Origin of the sequence: Vreelandella neptunia (assembly GCF_022489065.1) — a bacterium.
GTDB lineage: Bacteria > Pseudomonadota > Gammaproteobacteria > Pseudomonadales > Halomonadaceae > Vreelandella > Vreelandella neptunia_A.
In genome coordinates this window covers 29,008-49,878 of sequence record NZ_JAKVTW010000013.1, presented here as the reverse complement: position 1 = coordinate 49,878, position 20,871 = coordinate 29,008, and the positions used below count along the sequence as shown (strand labels likewise).

General features: G+C 52.1%; 18 protein-coding genes. 3 read left to right on the top strand and 15 right to left on the bottom strand.

Annotated features, from left to right (window positions below; translation table 11 throughout):
- Nucleotides 1-2: 2 nt before the first annotated feature.
- From MLE19_RS15770 to MLE19_RS15730, 9 genes are all read right to left on the bottom strand, one after another.
- Nucleotides 3-1,244, bottom strand: a complete 1,242-nt coding sequence (locus MLE19_RS15770; RefSeq protein ID WP_240719089.1) for a 2-oxo acid dehydrogenase subunit E2 — start codon at nt 1,242-1,244, stop codon at nt 3-5.
- A gap of 38 nt (nt 1,245-1,282) precedes the next feature.
- On the bottom strand, nt 1,283-2,260 hold the full coding sequence (locus MLE19_RS15765) for an alpha-ketoacid dehydrogenase subunit beta (protein ID WP_007114321.1): 978 nt from the start codon (nt 2,258-2,260) through the stop codon (nt 1,283-1,285).
- Nucleotide 2,261: 1 nt separating this feature from the next.
- On the bottom strand, nt 2,262-3,464 hold the full coding sequence (locus MLE19_RS15760; protein ID WP_240719088.1) for a thiamine pyrophosphate-dependent dehydrogenase E1 component subunit alpha: 1,203 nt from the start codon (nt 3,462-3,464) through the stop codon (nt 2,262-2,264).
- A 239-nt stretch (nt 3,465-3,703) separates the two neighbouring features.
- Complete coding sequence (locus MLE19_RS15755) at nt 3,704-4,477, bottom strand: ABC transporter permease (protein ID WP_240719087.1); 774 nt, start codon at nt 4,475-4,477, stop codon at nt 3,704-3,706.
- The gene (locus tag MLE19_RS15750; RefSeq protein ID WP_240719086.1) at nt 4,470-5,432 is read right to left on the bottom strand and encodes an ABC transporter ATP-binding protein; all 963 of its coding nucleotides are present in this window, start codon (nt 5,430-5,432) and stop codon (nt 4,470-4,472) included. The genes MLE19_RS15755 and MLE19_RS15750 overlap by 8 nt, the downstream gene beginning before the upstream one ends.
- Entirely contained in the window at nt 5,429-6,628 is a 1,200-nt protein-coding gene (locus MLE19_RS15745) for an ABC transporter permease (protein WP_240719085.1), read from the bottom strand. Before MLE19_RS15745 ends, MLE19_RS15750 begins: the two co-directional genes overlap by 4 nt.
- 25 nt (nt 6,629-6,653) lie before the next feature.
- Nucleotides 6,654-7,565 (bottom strand): glycine betaine ABC transporter substrate-binding protein OsmF, encoded by a 912-nt coding sequence (gene osmF, locus MLE19_RS15740; RefSeq protein WP_240719084.1) that lies wholly within the window; start codon nt 7,563-7,565, stop codon nt 6,654-6,656.
- A 116-nt stretch (nt 7,566-7,681) separates the two neighbouring features.
- Complete coding sequence (gene cysS / locus MLE19_RS15735; RefSeq protein WP_240719083.1) at nt 7,682-9,073, bottom strand: cysteine--tRNA ligase; 1,392 nt, start codon at nt 9,071-9,073, stop codon at nt 7,682-7,684.
- A 12-nt stretch (nt 9,074-9,085) separates the two neighbouring features.
- On the bottom strand, nt 9,086-10,765 hold the full coding sequence (locus MLE19_RS15730) for a glutamine--tRNA ligase/YqeY domain fusion protein (RefSeq protein WP_240719174.1): 1,680 nt from the start codon (nt 10,763-10,765) through the stop codon (nt 9,086-9,088).
- Nucleotides 10,766-10,827: 62 nt separating this feature from the next.
- On the opposite strand from MLE19_RS15730, the gene MLE19_RS23045 reads away from it, so the two are divergent.
- From MLE19_RS23045 to MLE19_RS15720, 3 genes are read left to right on the top strand one after another with little or no spacing between them, the layout of a single operon-like run.
- A complete protein-coding gene (locus tag MLE19_RS23045) occupies nt 10,828-10,950 on the top strand; it encodes a hypothetical protein (protein WP_008956874.1) in 123 nt (40 codons plus the stop codon).
- Nucleotides 10,922-11,422: a peptidylprolyl isomerase gene (locus tag MLE19_RS15725; protein ID WP_240719082.1), complete on the top strand. Its 501-nt coding sequence runs from the start codon at nt 10,922-10,924 to the stop codon at nt 11,420-11,422. The genes MLE19_RS23045 and MLE19_RS15725 overlap by 29 nt, the downstream gene beginning before the upstream one ends.
- A gap of 13 nt (nt 11,423-11,435) precedes the next feature.
- On the top strand, nt 11,436-12,209 hold the full coding sequence (locus tag MLE19_RS15720; protein WP_240719081.1) for a UDP-2,3-diacylglucosamine diphosphatase: 774 nt from the start codon (nt 11,436-11,438) through the stop codon (nt 12,207-12,209).
- A 66-nt stretch (nt 12,210-12,275) separates the two neighbouring features.
- On the opposite strand, the gene MLE19_RS15715 is transcribed toward MLE19_RS15720, so the two are convergent.
- The 6 genes from MLE19_RS15715 to tig all read right to left on the bottom strand — a co-directional run bounded on the left by MLE19_RS15715 (nt 12,276) and on the right by tig (nt 20,709).
- Nucleotides 12,276-14,096 carry a SurA N-terminal domain-containing protein gene (locus MLE19_RS15715; RefSeq protein ID WP_240719080.1) on the bottom strand — a complete coding sequence of 607 codons (1,821 nt, stop codon included), beginning with the start codon at nt 14,094-14,096 and terminating at the stop codon, nt 12,276-12,278.
- A gap of 126 nt (nt 14,097-14,222) precedes the next feature.
- A complete protein-coding gene (locus tag MLE19_RS15710; RefSeq protein WP_007114333.1) occupies nt 14,223-14,495 on the bottom strand; it encodes an HU family DNA-binding protein in 273 nt (90 codons plus the stop codon).
- Between the two features lie 196 nt (nt 14,496-14,691).
- Entirely contained in the window at nt 14,692-17,103 is a 2,412-nt protein-coding gene (gene lon, locus MLE19_RS15705) for an endopeptidase La (protein ID WP_240719079.1), read from the bottom strand.
- Between the two features lie 212 nt (nt 17,104-17,315).
- Entirely contained in the window at nt 17,316-18,596 is a 1,281-nt protein-coding gene (gene clpX / locus MLE19_RS15700; protein ID WP_240719078.1) for an ATP-dependent Clp protease ATP-binding subunit ClpX, read from the bottom strand.
- A gap of 74 nt (nt 18,597-18,670) precedes the next feature.
- On the bottom strand, nt 18,671-19,288 hold the full coding sequence (gene clpP / locus MLE19_RS15695; RefSeq protein WP_113270706.1) for an ATP-dependent Clp endopeptidase proteolytic subunit ClpP: 618 nt from the start codon (nt 19,286-19,288) through the stop codon (nt 18,671-18,673).
- Between the two features lie 68 nt (nt 19,289-19,356).
- Entirely contained in the window at nt 19,357-20,709 is a 1,353-nt protein-coding gene (gene tig / locus MLE19_RS15690) for a trigger factor (protein WP_240719077.1), read from the bottom strand.
- Nucleotides 20,710-20,871 lie beyond the last annotated feature (162 nt).

Below are 20,871 nucleotides of genomic sequence, written 5' to 3'. Positions count from 1 at the left end.
TGTTAGCCCAAGTGAAGCAGCATGGTTTCCGGCGCCTCCAGAAAGCCCTTCCAAGCATTGCAGAAGCGCGCAATGGTACCGCCGTCGATAAAACGGTGATCACCTGCCCAAGTGATTGTCATAATCGCCCGGCGCTGCACTGCACCCTGGTCGTCAAAACGTGGCAGCCACTGGGTTTTCCCAATCGCCACGATAGCGGCTTCAGGAGCGTTAATAATCGGCGCAGCGTAGGTGCCACCGAGCGCGCCGATATTGGAAATACTAATCGTGCCTCCCTTTAAATCCGCTTGGTCAACCCGCCCCTCCCGTGCCGCCGTGGTTAACCGGCCTACTTCACGAGCGATCTCCAGCAGCGTTAAGAGCTCGACGTTTTTAACATTGGGCACCATCAGGCCTGCTTTACTATCCACCGCCATACCGATATTACACTGGGGGTAGTAGTGCAGCTCATTCCCTGCCGTTTTTAACTGGGCGTTTACGATAGGCTCTTCGGCGACCGCTAACGCCATGGCTTTCATAAAGAAAGGCATTAGCGTTAGCCGTTCGCCCTGGGCCTCGGCTACCGGTTTCAAGCGTTCCCGAAGCGCTAACAGTGCGGTCACGTCGATCTCTTCGCCGTAATGGAAATGCGGAATGGTGCTGGCCGCTTCGACCATACGCTTGGCCATCACCGCTCGCACGCCGCGCAGTGGCTCAACCCTGGTCGCGCTGTTTTCGGTTTGGGTTTTAACGGCGGCTTGCTTAGATGAAGCGGCTGCTTGCGGTGCTTGGTCAAGGTGCGCCAGCACGTCCTCTTTCAGCACCCGGCCATCTTTACCGCTACCCGCGATCTCCGTGAGTAGTAAAGAGTGTTCACGCACCAGGCGCCTAACGGCGGGGCTGGCGGGAACCTTGTTATATAAGCGGCCCGCAGCAGAAGTACTTTCAGCAGTGGAGGCAGCTGCCGACCGTTCACTCTGCGTGTCATCGGCAGCCGATTGTGGAGTTTCTGACTCGGCCTGGCTATCCCCATCTACTTGATAGGCATATAGCGGCGCGTGGACTTTGGCAATTTGGCCCTGGGCCACATAGAGCTTGGTCACTACACCGGCTTCGGGGGCGGTAATCTCCACCAGCGCTTTATCAGTCATGACTTCAACGATGGGCTGGTCTTCTTCAATTTGATCGCCTTCGGCGACCCGCCACTCGACCACTTCGCACTCAACGATGCCTTCGCCAATATCCGGCAGTAAAAAATCGCTCATTGTTGTTCTCCCCATGCGTTCTTAGGCATTAATAGCCACTAAAAGTTGACGCTTTCGCGAATCGCTTCAAAAATTTTCAGGTGATCAGGCAGGTACTCTTTTTCCAATACCAAGGGAAAAGGCGTATCCAGCCCGGTCACCCGTGCAATCGGCGATTCCAGGTAGAGAAAACAACGCTCTTGAATAGTGGCGGCGATTTCACCAGCAAAGCCGCCGGTTAACGGGGCTTCATGGCTCACCACGAGCCGGCCGGTTTTTAACACCGATTCAGCCACCGTATCCGCATCCCAGGGCAGCAGTGAGCGCAGGTCGATCACTTCACAGGCGATGCCCTGCTCTTCGGCTAATTCGACTGCTTTGCCGATCACCTCCATCTGTGCACCCCAGCCCACCACGGTAATATCGGTGCCCTCTTTAGTGATTTCAGCTTCTCCAATGGGTAGCTGGTAATCCTCTTCGGGCACTTCGCCTACTGCGGCGCGGTAGAGGCGTTTGGGCTCCAAAAACAGCACGGGATCCGGATCGCGAATCGCGGCGAGGAGCAGCCCTTTGGCTTGGTAAGGGTTGCGTGGCACCACCACTTTTAAGCCAGGGGTATGGGTGAAATAGGCTTCCGGAGATTGGGAGTGGTAAAGGCCGCCCGCAATGCCCCCACCGTAAGGCGTGCGAATGGTTAGCCCACCCACGTTAAACAGATCGCCGGAGCGGTAGCGGAACTTGGCGGTTTCGTTAACAATTTGATCAAAGGCGGGAAAGATATAGTCGGCGAATTGAATTTCCGCCACGGGCACCGATCCTTGAGCCGCTAAGCCATTGGCGAAGCCGATAATTCCCTGCTCAACCAGCGGTGTATTAAAACAGCGCGCTTTGCCGTACTTCTCTTGCAGGTGACTGGTGGCCCGAAATACACCACCAAAAATACCCACGTCTTCGCCAAAGCAGATGACTTTTTCATCTTCAGCCATGGCGATATCCAGGGCGTTATTGATCGCCTGGAGCATGTTCATAGTAGCCATATTACGCCTCTCCCTGCGAATCAGTGTCTGTGCCAACATCCAAGTCCAACGACTGTGCCCCGCGGGGGTAAGCCTCTGGATAGCGGCGAATATGGCGTTTTAACTGATCGAATTGGCGCTGCAGCGCTGGCGTAATATCGGCATACACATCGCTGATCAGGCTTTCTAGAGGCGGCGATGAGCGCTTTTCAGCCCGCTTCATGGTTTCCAGTACTTCTCTGCGCAGGGTTTCCTGCTGCGTAGCTTCTTCCTCTTCGCTCCACCACTGCTTCTTCAACAGCCACTTTTGCAGCCGCAGCAAGGGATCTTTGGCGCGCCATATCTCTTCTTCATCTTTTGAGCGGTAGCCTGAAGGGTCATCAGAGGAGGAGTGCGCAGCAAGGCGATAGCTCATGGCTTCAATCAAGACTGGCTGATTTTGCTCTACGGCTATCTTGCGCGCTAGTCGCGTTGCCTCATACACCGCCAATACATCGTTACCATCGACCCGAATCACGTGCATGTGATACCCAAAGGCACGCGGGGCGATACCATCGGCCGCAAACTGCTCGACAGCTGGCGTGGAAATGGCATAACCATTGTTACGGCAGAAGAAAATCACTGGCACATGATGCACTGAGGCCATATTCAGCGCGGCGTGAAAATCACCTTCCGACGCTGCGCCTTCACCAAAAAAAGTTAACGTGCAGTGACCATTCCCCGCGAGTTTTTGACCATAAGCGTAACCCGTCGCCTGAGGAATCTGGGTGGCTAAGGGAGAAGAGATGGTCATATAGTGTAGCTTACGCGACCCATAGTGAATCGGCATTTGGCGGCCTTTGCCGTAATCCAGCTCATTGCCGAACAGCTGATTCATAAATTCATCAATCGAGAAGCCGCGATACATCAAGGCGCCCTGCTCACGGTACTGCGCCATGATCATATCGGCATCATTGAGCGCAGCAGTAGCGCCCACTACGGCGGCCTCTTCGCCGGTACACTGCATATAGAAACTCAGCCGTCCTTGACGCTGAGCTGCCATCATCCGCTCATCGAGAATACGTGTGGCAAGCATCGCTTGGTATATGCGCCGAGCGTGATCACGCTCCAGCGCGGGCTCAACAGCACCACCATGAAGCTCACCTTCGGCGTTAAGCAGGCTGAAGGTAGGAATTGAAAATTCGTCGCCGGTCATAAAGTCCGGCTGGTGTACAAACTGTGTCATCATTATTGTCCTTGTTTTACCCCTTTTGAGGGCAGTGTTGTTGGTATTGACCGTTTTTGCCAGTGGATTTATCTGCCATTGGCCAACACAACATCTAGGGCTACCACAACACTAGGACAGTAACGCAGCACAAGCACTTTAGGGATGCTACTTAAGGCGCAGATCAGTTAAAACAGAGAGGTTAAAGTAGGGAAGTTAAAACAGGAATGTTAAAACAGAGTGGTTATGAAGCAGACAGGTTATGAAGTAGAAAGACGAGAACGAAGTTGACGCTGCAGCACTTCAAATAAGCTATCAACGGTTAACGCCAGTAACGCAATAGTTAGCGCGCCCTGAATCACATAGGCCATATTGCCGTTCACGATACCGGAAATAATCGGGTCACCCAGGTTACTCGCGCCCACAGTCGCTCCCAGCGCAGCGGTAGCGATATTAATGGTCACTGAGGTGCGTATGCCTGCCAGAATGATCGGCGCTGCTAAGGGCAGCTCTACCTGACGTAGGGTTTGCACAGCAGTCATACCCATTGCATGGGCCGCGGTTTTAATATCGGGATCCACTTCCTGCAAGCCAGTAAGCGTGTTACGCACGATTGGCAGCAGTCCATAGAGCATCAAGGCGACAATAATAGGTAAAGTACCAAACCCCAAGACAGGCACAGCCAGCGCTAAGACGGCCACCGGTGGAAAGGTTTGGCCAAGCGATGCTAACTGACCCACTAGGGGCAGAAAGTCACCCCCACGCTCACGTGTGACCGCAATGCCCGCCAACACGCCGATAATAATCGTCACCAAAGCCGCAATGCCCACCACTAACAAGTGGCGCCCAAGCAGCACATAAAAATCGGCACGCCCATAGATTACTTGGCGGGCATCAGGCTCAATCCAGCGGAAGAGAGGCTCGGCACTGGCCATGGCTACCACGCTAATTAGCAGCAATGCCCCCCAAATGAGTGGCCACAGCCACGGTGAAGACTGTTGACGCTGTCGCGCAGCGCCGAGCGAATTACTCACGCGCGCTTCCTTTATCGAGTTGGGCTTCCTTGATAATTCTCCGCAATGAAAGCTCTCCGATCGGCACATCGTGCTGATCGACGACGGTAAGCCGATCACTATGATCACGCAGCATCATGGAGAGCGCCTGGCGCAACGAAAAATCTGAAGGGATACGGGACTGTGCAGGCAACGTGGGCCCCATAGATGTCATGTGATCTTTAACCCGAGTGAGTGCCGCCTGCTTGAGCCCCCGTTCAAGCCCTCCCAGCATTGACTCCACGAAGGGATCACTCGGGTGTTGTAACAGCGCCAGCGGCGTGCCTTGCTGGACAATACGACCTTCACGCATGACCACTAGGTGATCTGCCAGTTTGAGCGCTTCATCCATATCGTGGGTCACGAACACCACTGTTTTATGTAGCCGCGCCTGCAGCTTGGCGAGTTCATCCTGCAATTTTTCGCGAGTGATCGGATCAAGCGCGCCAAAGGGTTCGTCCATTAGCAAAATATCGGGGTCGGCAGCGAGAGCCCTTGCCACCCCTACCCGCTGAGCCTGGCCGCCAGAAAGCTGGTGAGGGTATTTATGGGCGAACTCCCCCACTGGCAAGCCGAGTAAATCCATCAACTCTTCGACTCGCGTCTGAACGTCTGCTGCTGACCACTTTAATAGACGTGGCACCAAGCCGATATTGCGCGCCACACTCCAGTGAGGAAACAGGCCGGTATGTTGGATAACATAGCCAATTCGACGGCGCAGTTTTACCGGGTCATATACTTCTATCGCCTGCCCATCAAGAAGGATGTCGCCCTCGCTGTGCTCAATTAAACGGTTGATCATGCGCAGTGTGGTCGATTTTCCACAGCCAGAAGTACCTACTAATGCACAGAATTTGCCTTTAGCCACGCGTAGCGAAATATCATCTACCGCTGTTTCTTCACCAAATCGCTTTGAGACGTGGGAAAGCTCAATCATCTTATTCCTCCGGGGCGCAGCGCTTCGGCTAGCGCACCTAAGCCTGCATCGACCATCAGAGCCAACATTAAAATGGGTAGCGCACCGAGTAACACCATATCCATGGCCGCTTGGCCTAAGCCTTGAAAAATAAAAGTGCCTAACCCGCCGGCACCAATCAGGGCGGCAACGGCAGTGAGCCCAATAGCCTGCACAGTGGTGATCCGAACTCCTTCCAACAGCACCGGTAGTGCCAGTGGTAACCGCACCTGCCAGAAGCGCTGGCCAGCTCGCATGCCCATGCCTTTGGCGGCTTCTAATGTATCAGGGCTTACTTCTTCAAGTGCGGTATAGGTATTGCGCACCATGGGTAGCAGGCTGTAGGCAACCAATGCGATCAAGGCGGGCGTTGTGCCAATCCCGCTTACACCAATTCGATCTAAAAAAGGCACGTTAGCGGCAAGCCAGGCAAGTGGGGCAAGCAGCAGCCCAAATAGCGCCAGGCTGGGTATCGTTTGTAGAAAATTAAGCACCGCAAAAGCTCCCTTCTGCAAGCGCTCATAGCGGCGCATCAGCATCGCCAGTGACAAGCCCATAACCACGCTAATGCTGACAGCGATCCCTACCAGCCTTATGTGCTGGCCAATAGCGCGCACAAACTGTTGATCTCGGGCTTTAAACTCTTGTACTAGTGCAAGGCTATCCAGCCAGAATGTGGCGCACAACCACCACAACAACGCTACACCGCTTAGCAACAGTGTGGGCCAAAGGCGGGTAAGGTTTAATCGTAAGCGTATTTCAATTAAGCACAGCAACAGCACAAACAGCACTACCCAATACGCCGCACCTAAACCCAAACGCGCCTGAGGAAGCTCTGGATCAATGAGCAAATAACTGCTGGCAATCAACCCCACTGGCATTAATGCCATCAACAAAACGATTGTCGCCAGCAAAGCGCGATAGTGTCGTTGGCTTGGTTGACACGCGAAAATACCAACGGTTGCGATCAGTAGCGTGGCCAGCAGTGCGCCAGGCCAGCCAAAGGCTTCAAGCGCGCTGTGCCCTGTTCCCAATACGATCCGATTAGGGGCCATGCTAACCACATCAAGCAACCAGAATGCGGCCAGCATGATAAGGCTAAGGCTAACAAGCACAATGTTAGGGTGCAGCCGGCCCCACCTAAGCCGCGGGGTGGGCAGTGCATCCAGTAGTGACATTAATCAGTCATCCCGAGCGTCAACATTAATTATCAAGCGAATCAAGGTAGTCACTGGCCACTTGGGTAGGAGACAAACCATTGACGGCAACATCCGCATTAAGCGTTTGTAGGGTGACCAGATCGAGGGTAGCGAAGACCTCGTTGAGGAGGGCTTCCATTTCCGGATACGCTTCAAGCACATCAGCACGAACTACGGGTGCAGGCTGATACACCGGCTGCACGCCCTTGGAGTCTTCAAGTACAACAAGCCCCAATGCGCTTAGGCCCCCATCAGTGCCATAAGTCATGGCGGCATTAACGCCACTGGTTTGCTGGGCAGCGGCACGCATAGTGGCAGCGGTATTACCGCCAGAGAGTACTAGCAGTTGGTCATCACTTAACTCAAAGCCGTAGGCTTCCTGAAAGGCAGGAAGCGCTTGAGCCGATTCGACAAACTCAGCGCTTGCAGCAAATTTGAACTCACCACCATCGGCCAAATAGGCAGCCAGATCGTCTAAGCTCACCAACTTATTTTCAGCGGCGACATCTTCGCGAATACTCATCGCCCAGGTGTTATTCGCACTGGCGGGCTGCAGCCAAATAAGGTCTTGCTCAGCGTCACGCTCACGCACGCTTTCATAAGCCTCTTCGGCATCGTTCCATACCGGGCTGTCGGTCATATCAAAAAAGAAAGCACCATTGCCCGTATATTCAGGGTAAAGATCAATCTCACCAGCTTCCAAAGCCGCACGCACAACGCTGGTACCGCCAAGCTGCAAGCGATTTTCGGTCGCAATATCATTGCGTTCTAGGGTTTGGATAATCAGTTCGCCCAGCACCGAGCCTTCTGTGTCGATTTTGGATGAAACCACGACGGGATCGTTGGCACTGGCATGAGAAAGAGCAAGCGCAGATACAGCACAGGTAGCGATGAGTGGCTTAATTGAAAAGCGCATCTTTGAATTCCTTTTGCAGTGGGCTTTTAACGACTGAGACTCTTATAAAACCATTATAAGAGCCATCAGCGTTTAAGTTAGCGCATAAGCTGCCAACGAGTGATTAAGGTTTTTGATTAAGGCGCCTCAAATACCCAAGACGTCCCTTCTCGGGAGTCTTTAAGAATAATCCCCAAGGCTGCAAGCTCATCACGAATCGCATCCGCTTGGGCGAAATTTTTATTCGCTTTGGCATCAATACGCTGAGCGATTTTCGCTTCGATCTCGCTTTCGCTAAGCGGCATACCTTGCTGCTGCGTGCCTTTTAAAAACGTTTGCGGCACCTGCTGAAGAAGACCCAAAACAGCACCTAGCTGCTTCAGTTCAGCCGCCAGTTTAGGCGCTTGCTCAGGGGTTTCTTGTTTAGCTCGGTTGACCTCTCGAGCCAATTCAAACATCACCGCCAGAGCTTCAGGGGTATTGAAGTCATCGTCCATTACCTGAGTAAAGCGCTCGCGATAATTAGATGTCTGACTGCTGATCGCATCGCTTTCAACCCCTTCCAACGCCGTGTATAAGCGCGTGAGCGATTTTCTCGCCTCGGTCAGTGAATCGACCGAGTAGTTTATCGGGCTACGGTAGTGGCTGGCCACCAGCAGAAAACGCACCACTTCTGGGTCATGCTCGGCGAGCACATCGCGAATGGTAAAGAAATTGCCCAGCGATTTAGACATCTTCTCCTGATTCACCCGCACCGCACCGGCATGCATCCAGGTATTGACGTAGGTTTTACCCGTGGCTGCTTCACTTTGCGCAATCTCGTTTTCATGGTGCGGAAAGGTCAAATCCGGCCCACCGCCATGAATATCGAAGGTTTCGCCCAGGCAGCAAGTTGACATCGCGGAGCACTCGATGTGCCAACCTGGCCGACCATTGCCCCAGGGTGACGACCAGTGCGCCTCTGTGGGCTTAGCCGCCTTCCAGAGCACAAAATCGAGCGGATCCTCTTTATGAACATCCACTTCAACCCGCGCACCAGACCGCATATCGTCGAGCTGGCGATTATTGAGCTTGCCGTAATTGGCAAATTTGCGCACCCGGTAGTAGACATCACCATTGTCTGCCGGGTAGGCAAAGCCTTTTTCAATCAGCGTTTCAATCATTGCTACGATATCGCCGATATGCCCCGTGGCACGCGGCTCGTGACTTGGCGGCAAGACGTTGAGGCGAGCTTCGTCCTCATGCATGGCATCGATCATACGCTCGGTCAGCGCGGTGATACTTTCACCATTCTCATCGGCACGCTTGAGAATCTTATCGTCGATATCGGTAATATTGCGCACGTAATTAACGTCATAACCACGTTCACGCAAATAGCGTGTGATCACGTCAAAGGCGACCATGACGCGGGCGTGACCTAGGTGGCAATAGTCATACACCGTCATGCCGCAGACATACATGCTCACTTTTCCCGCCACTAGCGGAGTGAAGACTTCCTTGCGACGCGTCAGCGTATTGTAAATGTGCATATGACGTTTTCCTTAACCCTTCTGTTTTATTTTCGCCCAGCTATCTTTCAAACCTACGGTACGGTTAAACACCAAATGCTCTGGCGTTGAGTCATGACGATCTACGCAGAAATAACCGACGCGCTCGAACTGGAAGCGTGACTCAGGCGTTGCAGCGGCAAGGCTTGGCTCACCAATGGCTTGGCAAACGACCAAAGAGTCTGGATTCAAGTGATCGAGAAAATCGACATCTTTATCGCGATCCGGCTGCTCAACGGTGAACAAGTTGTCGTAAAGACGCACTTCCATAGGCACACCATGGGTAGCGCTGACCCAGTGAATGACGCCTTTCACCTTACGCCCTTCGGGATTTTTGCCCAGCGTATCGAAATCGACCGAGCAGTGCAGTTCGGTGACCTCTCCGGCGGCGTCTTTGATCACCTCGTCGCAACGAATCACGTAGCTATTGCGCAGGCGTACTTCTTTACCCGGTGCCAGGCGGAAGAACTTTTTGGGCGCATCTTCCATAAAGTCATCTTGATCGATGTACAACTCGCGGCCAAACGGCACCTTACGCATCGTCATGTCTTCACGTGCAGGGTGCCCTGGCACTTCGTACACTTCTTCGTGATCTTCCGGCACGTTGGTAAGTACGATTTTTAACGGATTTAGCACGCACATGGCCCGGGGGGCATTGTCTTCCAGATCCGAGCGAATCGCATGAGTAAGCATGGCGATATCGACCAAGCCACCGTCAGCGCGGGTTACACCAATCATTTCGCAGAATTTACGAATAGACGCCGGCGTGTAACCGCGGCGGCGCATACCGGAGATCGTCGGCATGCGAGGATCATCCCAACCATCAACTATTTTCTCGTCTACCAGCAGCTTTAGTTTGCGCTTGGAGGTCAGGGTATAATCGAGATTCAGTCGTGCGAATTCAATCTGACGTGGCTTTGCAGGTACCGGTAAATTATTTAAGAACCACTCGTACAGCGGACGGTGATCTTCAAATTCCAGCGTGCAGATTGAGTGGGTAATCCCCTCAATGGCGTCAGACTGGCCATGGGTAAAGTCGTAAGAGGGATAGATTTTCCATTTATCACCGGTCTGGTGATGGCTGCCATGGCGAATGCGGTACAGAATCGGGTCACGTAGATTGATATTAGGCGAGGCCATATCAATTTTAGCGCGCACCACTTTTTCACTCTCACCAAACTCACCTTTGCTCATCCGCTCAAGCAGATCAAGGTTTTCATCTATGCTGCGTTCGCGGTAGGGGCTGGGTTTACCCGGTGCCGTTAGGGTGCCGCGATACTCACGGATTTCATCTGGCGAAAGGTCATCAACGTAGGCCTTTCCTTCACGCATTAAGTGCTGAGCCCAGGCATAGAGCTGGTCAAAGTAGTCGGAGGCAAAACGTACCGGGCCCGCCCATTCAAAGCCTAGCCAGCTGACATCTTCTTTGATCGCATCGATGTACGCTTGCTCTTCTTTCGCCGGGTTGGTGTCATCAAAGCGTAGATGACACTCGCCACCCATTTGCTCCGCCAGCCCGAAATTTAGACAGATCGACTTCGCATGGCCGATATGTAGAAAGCCGTTGGGCTCCGGGGGGAAGCGCGTCACGATTTTAGTGACCTGGCCGCCCTCGATTTCGTCGCGTACTTGGTTGCGAATGAAGTTCGGCGCTGGGGTGGTCTCGTTGGTCATGGTGGTGTTTGATAACCTCATGGTGGATGGCGTGCTGAGCCGGGAGGACATAGGATACTCCTATGGCCCTTCGCGGTGCAGGGCAAAACCGCTATTATAACGTGACGCCGATGCACAGCGCCAAGGCGAACGCCTTTATTGAACAGGAATTTATCAATGATCGTATTACAGACGAACCACGGTGACATCACCATCGCTCTTAACCACGAAAAAGCGCCGATTAGCGCGGCGAATTTTGAGCAGTACGTTCGCGACGGATTCTATGACGGTACCCTGTTTCATCGGGTAATTGACGGGTTCATGGTTCAAGGCGGTGGTTTCGATAAAGACTTCGAGCAAAAACCGACCCGCGACCCTATCGATAACGAAGCCGACAACGGCTTAAAAAACACTATCGGTACGCTAGCCATGGCTCGCACCCAGGATCCACACTCTGCGACGGCGCAGTTTTTTATCAACGTGGGCGACAATAGCTTTTTGGATCATAGCGGTAAAAGCCTTCAAGGCTGGGGCTATGCGGTCTTTGGCGAAGTCGTTGACGGTATGGATGTGGTCAACGAAATTAAAAACGTAGCCACGACCCGTCGCGGCATGCACGCGGACGTTCCGTCTGAAGATGTGATTATCGAGCGCGCTTACGTCAAGGAAGCGGAATAACCCCGGGAGCCTTATGCGCACACTGCTTATTGCTGACCTGCATCTGAGTAGCGATACCCCTGAGATTAATCAGGGGTTTTACCGTTACCTTGAGCATACTGCCCCAGGAGCAGATGCTCTGTACATTTTGGGCGACCTTTTTGACGCTTGGATTGGAGATGATCTTCTGGATGCCGAGACCCATCCCCTTAGCGTTGTCGCCCAAGAGGTCATTAAGCGTTTACAAAAGCTTAGCAGCGAGGGCACCGCTGTCTATTTGATGCACGGCAATCGTGATTTTTTACTCGGCGAGCGCTTTGTTAACGCCTGTCAGGCAATGCTGCTCTCTGACATTGAGGAAGTCGAGCTTCAAGGGGTACCCGTGGTACTTCTTCATGGCGATAGCTTATGCACTCAGGATGAGGCCTATATGGCCTTCCGTCAGCAGTCCCGTAATCCAGAGTGGCAAGCGCAAATGCTGGCTCTACCGCTAGAGCAACGTCTGGAGCTGGCCAAAAGCCTGCGCATGCAGTCCGGTGAGGCCAACGCCAATAAAGCGGAGGCAATCATGGATGTGACCCAACAGGAAGTCGTCTCGTTGATGGAGCGGTTTGGTGTTGCCACCATGATTCATGGGCACACTCATCGCCCTGACGTACACGACCTGACGGTTGAAGACGTCCCCGCTACGCGTTATGTATTAGGCGATTGGAATGCTGAATATGGTTGGGATATTGTGGTCGAACGCTCGGATCACACAGCGCCAAGATTGCGTCAGTTCTCTTACACCGAATTACCTGACACCTGACCACTGTTGACAGATATAAAAAAGCCGATCGCGAGATCGGCTTTTTTTGGATCAATTTAAGCGTATCTATCGCTCTATATCTGCATCACTGCGCAAGTCAGCAACCAACCCCTGCAGAACTGATTGAGCGCGCAACTGCTCGGCCATTTGTGAAACGAATGTCTCCATTTGTTCATCGACCTCACCGTCGGTAACGCTATCCAACGCTACAACGGCTACACCTTGAGGCAGCTCAACTGCCCGATAAACACTTCCACCCTCTTCAGGACGCGGCATACGGAAAGCCTCCTGAACAATCGTTTGAGGTACGGTGGTATCGGCTTGCCGGCTCACGTTGTTGGCTTCGAGCCAATCAACCTCAACCTGACTATCTTCTTGCAGCGCTGCGATTAGCGATTGCGCCTCTTCACGCAGGGCTTGCTGCTGTTGTTCGGCAGCCACAGAAATTTCGACTTCTTCACGGACATCATCCTGGGATAAAACGGTCGCTTCACGCTGTTCAGCAACACGCAGCACCATGCGGCGATCCTGATCCAACTCGATAACTTCGCTGTTATACCCCTCTTCCAACACGTCGCTGCTAAACGCTGCTGACATAACGCCAGGCTCCGATAGCACACCGTCCGCCAAATCGTCACGAGCCAGCCAATCGCTCTCATTGAGTGTCAGTCCAATGCTTTCAGCCACACTTTCCAGATCGTCTGCAGCGAAACTTTCATCAATGAGTTGCTGAACGCGCTGATTAAACTCATCGTCAACATCACGTAGCGCTACTTCACGTGCCAGCTCATCGCGCTGCTCTTCAAACGTCGGGCCTTGAATATCGGTAACCTGAATGATGTGGAAAGCACTATCCAATTCAACCGGCTGGGACACATCCCCCTCTTCAAGACCAAAAGCAGCTTCATCAAAACTGTCGCCAAAGAAGCCACGAGTGATAACGCCAAGATCACCGCCCTCTTCTGCACTAGCAGTGTCGTCAGAATAGCGCAGAGCAGTATCTGCAAAGGACTCACCGTTATTGAGCGCTTCCCGGGCTGTTTCGGCTAACTGCTGCGCCTCTTCTTGGGTTCGCTCATTGCCAAAGGTGATCATGATGTGGGATACACGGCGATCAGCATCACGGTTCTGCTCGCGCCATGCATTGCGCAATGCCTCTTCATCTACGTCACGGCCTTCAGCCATTTCCTGACGATCAACCATGACATACTCAATGCGCACCTGTTCAGGGCGCTCATAGCGGTCCTGGTGGGCATCGTAAAACGCTTGAAGATCTTCCTCACTCACATTGGAGTCAGCCTCAACGTCATCTCCATCCAATACAACGTAGCGCAAACTCCGCTGCTGGCGCTGCAATTCTGCCAACCGCTCTTGCTCATTAGGTAGGCTGAAATCACTAAAGGCTAACCCTTGCTGCAAATGCTGCCGCTGAATATCGACACGTAACTCCTGGCGAAATGACAATGGCGTATAGCCTGCGCCAGCTAAACGGTTACGAAATACTTCAGCGGAGAATCGACCATCCTGGTCATGAAATTCAGGTAGGCTGACAATCATTTGGTCTAACTGCTCATCCGACACGCTGAAACCACCATCTTCAGCGTATTGAGATAGCAGTTGCTGGGTGATGAGCTGATCAAGCATATCGCTACGCAGGGCTCGCTCCTGCTCCGGTGGCACCTGCCCTGAACGTAAAGCGCGCTGAACTTCTAGCTCAACTTGCTGGCGCATAATCGGCTGCCCGTTAACACTCGCTACTTCGTCTGGATCGCTGCCAAAAAGCCCAAACAGAGACTCAATCCCGAAAAGTGCCATGGCCGCGACCATAACACCGATAATAATTTTGGCACCCCAGCTCCTGGAGCCATCTCGAATACTTTGCAGCATGCTAGCCTCAGATTGTCACAGCCAAACACATTGACCCGCTAAATCCTAACAAATAGAGGGCCAGAAAATAACATGGGCGCATCGCCAGTGCGATGCGCCCATAAGGTTACAGCAAACGCGGTCAAATTAGTTGACGGCGTCTTTCAGTGCTTTACCTGCTTTGAAGCTGGGTACTTTTGCAGCACTGATCTGAATTGGCTGACCCGTTTGTGGGTTACGGCCAGTTCGCGCTGCACGCTCTTTGATTGCGAAGGTACCAAAACCTACCAGTGATACGCTTTCACCCTTCTTAAGGCTATCGGTGACAGACTCCACCATGGCATCCAATGCGCGGGTTGCCGCTGCTTTCGGGATATCTGCAGATGCGGCAATGGCTTCAATCAGCTCGGACTTATTCACTCTTCACCCCTTGACTGTTTCAAAAAATGGCTCTGAACGGCATGGTCACCGGTGGGTACGACGATCAAAGCATAGCTGCGTTTTATAGCAATGCCATGAAACATCTGTCAAGCAACCATGCCGTGAGATACCCGCCACACGTAGCAGCGAGCATTAATATTAAGTAAAATTAAAGACCACGGAGGACTTTAACAGCTTAATGGGTACTAGCAACTACGTTATTGCTAAACGATGCGTCGGTGCTTTTCAACTGCGCACCATCTTCAACCTTATCAGCTAGCGCGACGGCTAAGACATCATCTATCCAACGTACCGGACGAATATCCAATGCTCCTTTGATATTGTCAGGTACTTCCTTGAGATCACGACGGTTTTCTTCAGGAATTAGCACAGTCTTTATACCACCGCGGCGGGCTGCCAGCAATTTCTCCTTCAGGCCACCTATTGGCAGCACTTCTCCACGCAGATTGACTTCGCCGGTCATAGCAACGTCACAACGCACTGCTCGCTGAGTATAGGCAGAGACAATCGCCGTCACCATCGCAATACCCGCACTGGGGCCATCCTTAGGCGTTGCACCTTCAGGTACGTGAATATGTAGATCCTCTTTTTCAAACCGCTCAGGATCAATTCCGTACGCTTCTGCCCTGGCCCTGACCACCGTGTGCGCAGCACTAACCGACTCCTTCATAACATCGCCAAGTGAGCCAGTTTTGTTAATTCGGCCTTTGCCTGGCGTGACTACTGACTCAATGTTGAGCAGTTCACCACCCACGGATGTCCAGGCAAGACCCGTGACACGGCCAATTTGATCTTCTTTCTCTGCCAAGCCATAACTGTAACGGCGCACACCCGCATAGTGCTCAATCTGATCAGCCGTTAAGCTTTGTCCGCCTTTATCAGAGGTTGGATCACGCTCATTTTCAAGACGTTCACGCAGCACTTTACGCGACACTTTGGCAATCTGCCGCTCGAGCTCACGCACACCTGCTTCACGGGTGTAATAGCGAATAAGCTCCAATAGAGCGCTGTCTTCCAGCGTTAACTCAACGCCTTTCAACCCGTTGGCTGCTAGTTGCTTAGGCAATAAATAGCGCTTAGCGATAGCTAGCTTCTCATCTTCGGTGTAACCCGGCAGACGAATTATCTCCATACGATCAAGCAAAGCGCTGGGGATATTCATCGAGTTGGCGGTACAAATGAACAGCGTCTCTGAAAGATCGTAGTCAAGCTCTAAATAATGGTCACTAAAGCTATTATTCTGTTCGGGATCAAGCACTTCCAACAGTGCAGACGCGGGATCACCTCGATGATCCATACCCAGCTTGTCCACCTCATCAAGCAGGAACAAGGGGTTTTTAACCCCGGCACGGCTCATGCGCTGCATCAATTTGCCTGGCAACGAACCAATATAGGTGCGTCGATGGCCACGAATTTCGGACTCATCACGAACCCCACCCAGCGCCAAACGCACATATTTACGGTTGGTAGCGCGGGCGATGGATTGGCCGAGAGACGTTTTACCTACGCCAGGTGGGCCTACCAAGCACAACACAGGGCCTTTCATCTTGCGTACACGCGTCTGTACGGCCAGATACTCTAAAATGCGTGCTTTGACCTCTTCGAGGCCGTAGTGATCTTCATCAAGCACTTGCTGTGCCTTGACGAGATCATGCTTTACACGTGTGCGCTTTTTCCACGGCACCGCCACCAACCAATCAAGATAGGAGCGCACCACGGTCGCTTCGGCGGAGTTTGAGGCCATCATTTTGAGCTTATTAAGCTCTTGCGTGGCTTTCTCAAACGCCTCTTTCGGCATACCTGATTCTTTAATCGCCAGCTCGTACTTCTCAGCTTCATTTGGCACATTATCCAGCTCACCCATCTCTTTCTGGATAGCTTTCATCTGCTCGTTGAGATAGTACTCACGCTGGGTTTTCTCCATCTGCTCCTTTACGCGCGAGCGGATGCGCTTCTCTACTTGAAGCAGATCAATTTCAGACTCAATCAGCGCCATTAGGTGCTCAATGCGATCACGCACGCGATCCATTTCAAGCAGCTCTTGTTTATCACCGATCTTAAGCGACAGGTGAGCACAAATGGTGTCCACCAGGCGGCTTGGATCTTCTATCCCCGACAGTGAGTTAAGCACTTCGTTGGGGACTTTTTTGGACAGTTTTACGTACTGCTCAAATTGATTAAGCAGCACGCGAACCAGCGCTTCTTGTTCACGGCTGGTGAGTGGTTCACTCTCTCGGGGCGTTAAATGCGCCTGCGTGTAGCCGGACTCACTCTCTTCGACACTCAGGACATCCGCGCGAAAATTACCCTCAATGAGCACTTTGACGGTACCGTCAGGAAGCTTGAGTAGCTGCATAATGTCAGCCACGGTACCCATAGAATAAAGATCAGCGTTATCCGGTTCATCCTGAGAAGCTTCACGCTGGGCCACCAGTAGTACACGCTTATCAGCCTCCATCGCCGCCTCAAGCGCCTGGATCGATTTTTCACGCCCTACAAAAAGGGGGATGACCATTTGCGGATAAACAACCACATCGCGCAATGGTAAAAGGGGTAGACATTGTGTCTGTTCGGCGTTCTGCTGCATCGCAGACGTTCCTCGGCAAATCGAATGAGTACTTAAAAAGAGTACTTGGAAAAGTACTGCAGAGTCGTCAATAAACTGGCTTTAACACATTAGCTTTGAACGGACTGGGCAGTAACACTTCGCAACAACGCTCTTCAACAACAAGGGGTCGCCTAAGCGACCCCTTGGTTTTAGCGCAAGCGGTTAAAGCTGGGGCCGGTATCAATTAGTCACTAACCATCAGTGCCGTCGACACGCGCTTCTTCCTGCTGAGAGTAAATCAGCAGAGGTTCACTCTCACCGGCAATCACTGAGCCATCAATCACGACTTTACTGACGCCTTCAAGGGACGGAATCTCGTACATGGTGTCTAGCAGCACAGATTCTAAAATAGAGCGCAGGCCACGAGCACCTGTCTTACGTTCCATCGCTTTTTCGGCAACGGCACGTAGCGCTTCATCTCTGAACTCAAGCGCCACACCTTCCATTTCAAATAGCTTGGCGTACTGCTTGATCAGTGAATTTTTAGGCTCTGTCAGAATCTGCACTAGCGCATCTTCTGTGAGTTCCATCAGCGTCGCTATGATTGGTAGGCGACCAACAAACTCAGGAATCAGGCCAAACTTCACGAGATCATCAGGCTCAACGTCAGCCAGCAATTCACCCACCCCACGGGAGGACTCCTTGCTTTTCACTGCCGCATTAAAACCAATACCGCCCTTTTCAGCACGATCTCGAATAACTTTATCAAGACCTGCAAATGCACCGCCAACGATAAACAGAATATTGCCAGTATTAACTTGGACAAACTCCTGCTGCGGGTGCTTACGCCCACCTTGTGGGGGGACAGAAGCGGTAGTGCCTTCAATTAGCTTAAGCAGTGCCTGCTGAACCCCCTCACCCGAAACGTCTCGAGTGATGGAAGGGTTATCTGATTTGCGTGAAATCTTGTCTATTTCATCGATATAAACAATGCCGCGTTCAGCTTTTTCGACGTCGTAATCGCACTTCTGCAACAACTTCTGAATGATGTTCTCAACATCTTCACCGACATAACCGGCTTCGGTCAGCGTGGTTGCATCTGCAATGGTAAAAGGCACATTCAGCAGCCGAGCCATGGTTTCCGCCAGCAACGTTTTACCGCTACCCGTCGGGCCAATTAGCAGAATATTCGATTTACCTAACTCAACGTCGCCGTCTCGCACATCTGTTTTTAGACGCTTGTAGTGGTTGTACACCGCTACAGAAAGCACCATTTTGGCGCGATCCTGTCCGATGACGTAATCATCAAGCGTATGGCGTATTTCGCGAGGTGTAGGTAAACGCTCGTCGTCGCTCTCGGCATCGGCTTCGAGAACTTCCTCGCGAATGATGTCATTACATAAGTCGACACACTCATCGCAGATATAGACGGACGGGCCCGCAATCAGCTTACGTACTTCGTTTTGATTTTTACCACAAAACGAGCAGTAGAGCAGTTTGCCACCTTCGTCTTTGCCTTTGCCGTCGGCCATTCGCATACCTCTATCACTGCGGCGGCTTACGCCGCCGGAAAAGCTCGTTAGAAAAGCAGAATCCTATCACGCTATCAGGATGTAGGCCGCTTATCCAGCACTGCATCAATCAAGCCATACTCTTTGGCTTTATTGGCGCTCATGAAGTTATCCCGGTCCGTATCACGCGAGACAGTTTCAATATCTTGGCCCGTATGATGAGCCAGAATTTGATTCAGCTTCTCACGAATACCCAGGATTTCACGGGTATGAATTTCAATATCAGACGCCTGGCCTTGGTAGCCACCCAGCGGCTGATGAATCATCACTCGTGAATTGGGTAAGCAATAACGCTTGCCAGCAGCACCTGCTGTTAACAGCAGCGCGCCCATGCTAGCGGCTTGCCCAATACAGACCGTAGAAACATCCGGCTTCACGAACTGCATAGTGTCGTAAATCGACATCCCCGCGGTGACTGAACCACCTGGCGAGTTGATATACAGGTGAATATCTTTATCTGGATTTTCTGACTCCAGAAACAGCAACTGGGCGACAACCAAATTAGCCATGTAATCTTCTACAGGGCCTACCAAAAAGATCACACGCTCTTTCAAAAGGCGTGAGTAAATGTCGTAGGCTCTTTCCCCTTTGGCGCTCTGCTCAACCACCATGGGCACTAGACCGCCGGCGTTTTGAATATCAAACTCACTCATTCAGGTGATTCCTTGCGTCCGGGAAGGGAAAGGCGCACCGACATAGGGGTGCGCCACACTCCAGGGTGTTAGGCGTTAGCTTGCTCGCCTTCTTCAGCACCCTCATCTTGCTCTGCCTGCTTTTGCGCAGCGGCAAGGGCTTGCTGATAAGTCATTTCAACGTCTTTAATGTTGGTCTGCTCAAGCAGCTTAGCAACCGCTTTCTCTTCGAGAATGGCAGATTTAACCTGGGTTTTCAGCTCTTCATTACCCATGTAGTAGCTGACCACTTCATCAGGATCCTGGTACTGCTCAGCCAACTCGGTCACTTTAGCTTTGATAGCGTCATCGTCAGCATCCAGTTCGTTAGCCTTGATCACTTCAGCCAGCAATAAACCAACTTGAACACGACCTTTTGCCTGCTCTTCGAAAAGCTCATTGGGCAACTGGCTAACGTCAAAATCTTCACCTAGGCCAAACTGCTGAGCCGCTTGACGCTTCATGCCATCCGTTTCTTGCTGAACCAGTGCGCTCGGAACAGGAATCTCGTTAACCTTTTTAAGCGCATCTAGCACTTGCTGCTTCACGCGGTTATCAACCGCCTGCGAGGCTTCGCGAGTCATGTTCTTTTTAATTTCAGCGCGGAATTTTTCTTGGTCACCGCCTTCCACACCAAAACGCTCGATAAATTCAGCATCTACCTCAGGTAGTTTCTGGCTGCTGACTTTATGGACCGTGACCTTGAAGCTCGCTTCTTTACCAGCTAAGTGCTCAGCTTGGTAATCTTCAGGGAAGGTGACGCTGAGTGTTTTTTCTTCGCCTGCTTTGGCGCCAATCAACTGCTCTTCAAAACCTGGAATAAAGCTATTAGAACCAATGACCAGTGAATGACCTTCTGCACTACCGCCTTCGAACGGCTCGTCATCAATATAGCCCTGGAAGTCGATAGTCACTTGATCACCGTCGGCGGCAGCAGCATCGACTTCTTCCCAAGCGGCGTTTTGCTTACGCAGCGTGTCGATCATTTCATCGACATCTGCATCGCTAACGGTTACCACTGGGCGTTCAATGTCAGTACCTTCAATTGAAGCCAGCTCTACCTGAGGGTAGATCTCCATTACCGCCACGAACTCAAGGTCTTTGCCTGATTCATTAACGGAAGGCTCAATTTGTGGGAAGCCAGCCGGGTTTAGGCCTTCTTCAGCAATAGCGCGCACGTAGCGTTCGCGCATTACTTCACTGACCACCTCGTTACGAACGTCTTGGCCGTAGCGCTGCTGAACTACTGCCATTGGCACCCGGCCCTGGCGAAAACCATTCAAGCGAACATTCTTCGCTGTGTCTTTCAAGCGAGCGCTAACGGCCCCATCAATTTCGGCCGCCGGCACTTGAATGGTGATGCGGCGTTCGATCTGGGAGGTCGTCTCGACAGAAACTTGCATGAATTGTCCTCTAACGGCTGGGCGTTGTGTTGATTGCGTGTAATTGTGCTGATTGCGTCTAAAAAGATCAAAGGGGCAATTTTAAGAACCCCAACGCACGGTGGCAAGCACCATGCTCGCAACATGGGGGCAGTGATTGCAAAAACAAGGGAATATGCGATC

Coding starts and splice junctions, on each gene's coding strand:
- MLE19_RS15745 (WP_240719085.1), bottom strand. CDS start 6,628: ATGTCACTACTGGATGCACTGCCCACCCCGCGGCTTAGGTGGGGCCGG.
- MLE19_RS15720 (WP_240719081.1), top strand. CDS start 11,436: ATGCGCACACTGCTTATTGCTGACCTGCATCTGAGTAGCGATACCCCT.
- tig (WP_240719077.1), bottom strand. CDS start 20,709: ATGCAAGTTTCTGTCGAGACGACCTCCCAGATCGAACGCCGCATCACC.
- cysS (WP_240719083.1), bottom strand. CDS start 9,073: ATGCACATTTACAATACGCTGACGCGTCGCAAGGAAGTCTTCACTCCG.
- clpX (WP_240719078.1), bottom strand. CDS start 18,596: ATGGCCGACGGCAAAGGCAAAGACGAAGGTGGCAAACTGCTCTACTGC.
- MLE19_RS23045 (WP_008956874.1), top strand. CDS start 10,828: ATGGCCCTTCGCGGTGCAGGGCAAAACCGCTATTATAACGTGACGCCG.
- clpP (WP_113270706.1), bottom strand. CDS start 19,288: ATGAGTGAGTTTGATATTCAAAACGCCGGCGGTCTAGTGCCCATGGTG.
- MLE19_RS15750 (WP_240719086.1), bottom strand. CDS start 5,432: ATGATTGAGCTTTCCCACGTCTCAAAGCGATTTGGTGAAGAAACAGCG.
- MLE19_RS15770 (WP_240719089.1), bottom strand. CDS start 1,244: ATGAGCGATTTTTTACTGCCGGATATTGGCGAAGGCATCGTTGAGTGC.
- MLE19_RS15730 (WP_240719174.1), bottom strand. CDS start 10,765: ATGACCAACGAGACCACCCCAGCGCCGAACTTCATTCGCAACCAAGTA.
- lon (WP_240719079.1), bottom strand. CDS start 17,103: ATGCAGCAGAACGCCGAACAGACACAATGTCTACCCCTTTTACCATTG.
- MLE19_RS15715 (WP_240719080.1), bottom strand. CDS start 14,096: ATGCTGCAAAGTATTCGAGATGGCTCCAGGAGCTGGGGTGCCAAAATT.
- MLE19_RS15725 (WP_240719082.1), top strand. CDS start 10,922: ATGATCGTATTACAGACGAACCACGGTGACATCACCATCGCTCTTAAC.
- MLE19_RS15765 (WP_007114321.1), bottom strand. CDS start 2,260: ATGGCTACTATGAACATGCTCCAGGCGATCAATAACGCCCTGGATATC.
- MLE19_RS15760 (WP_240719088.1), bottom strand. CDS start 3,464: ATGACACAGTTTGTACACCAGCCGGACTTTATGACCGGCGACGAATTT.
- osmF (WP_240719084.1), bottom strand. CDS start 7,565: ATGCGCTTTTCAATTAAGCCACTCATCGCTACCTGTGCTGTATCTGCG.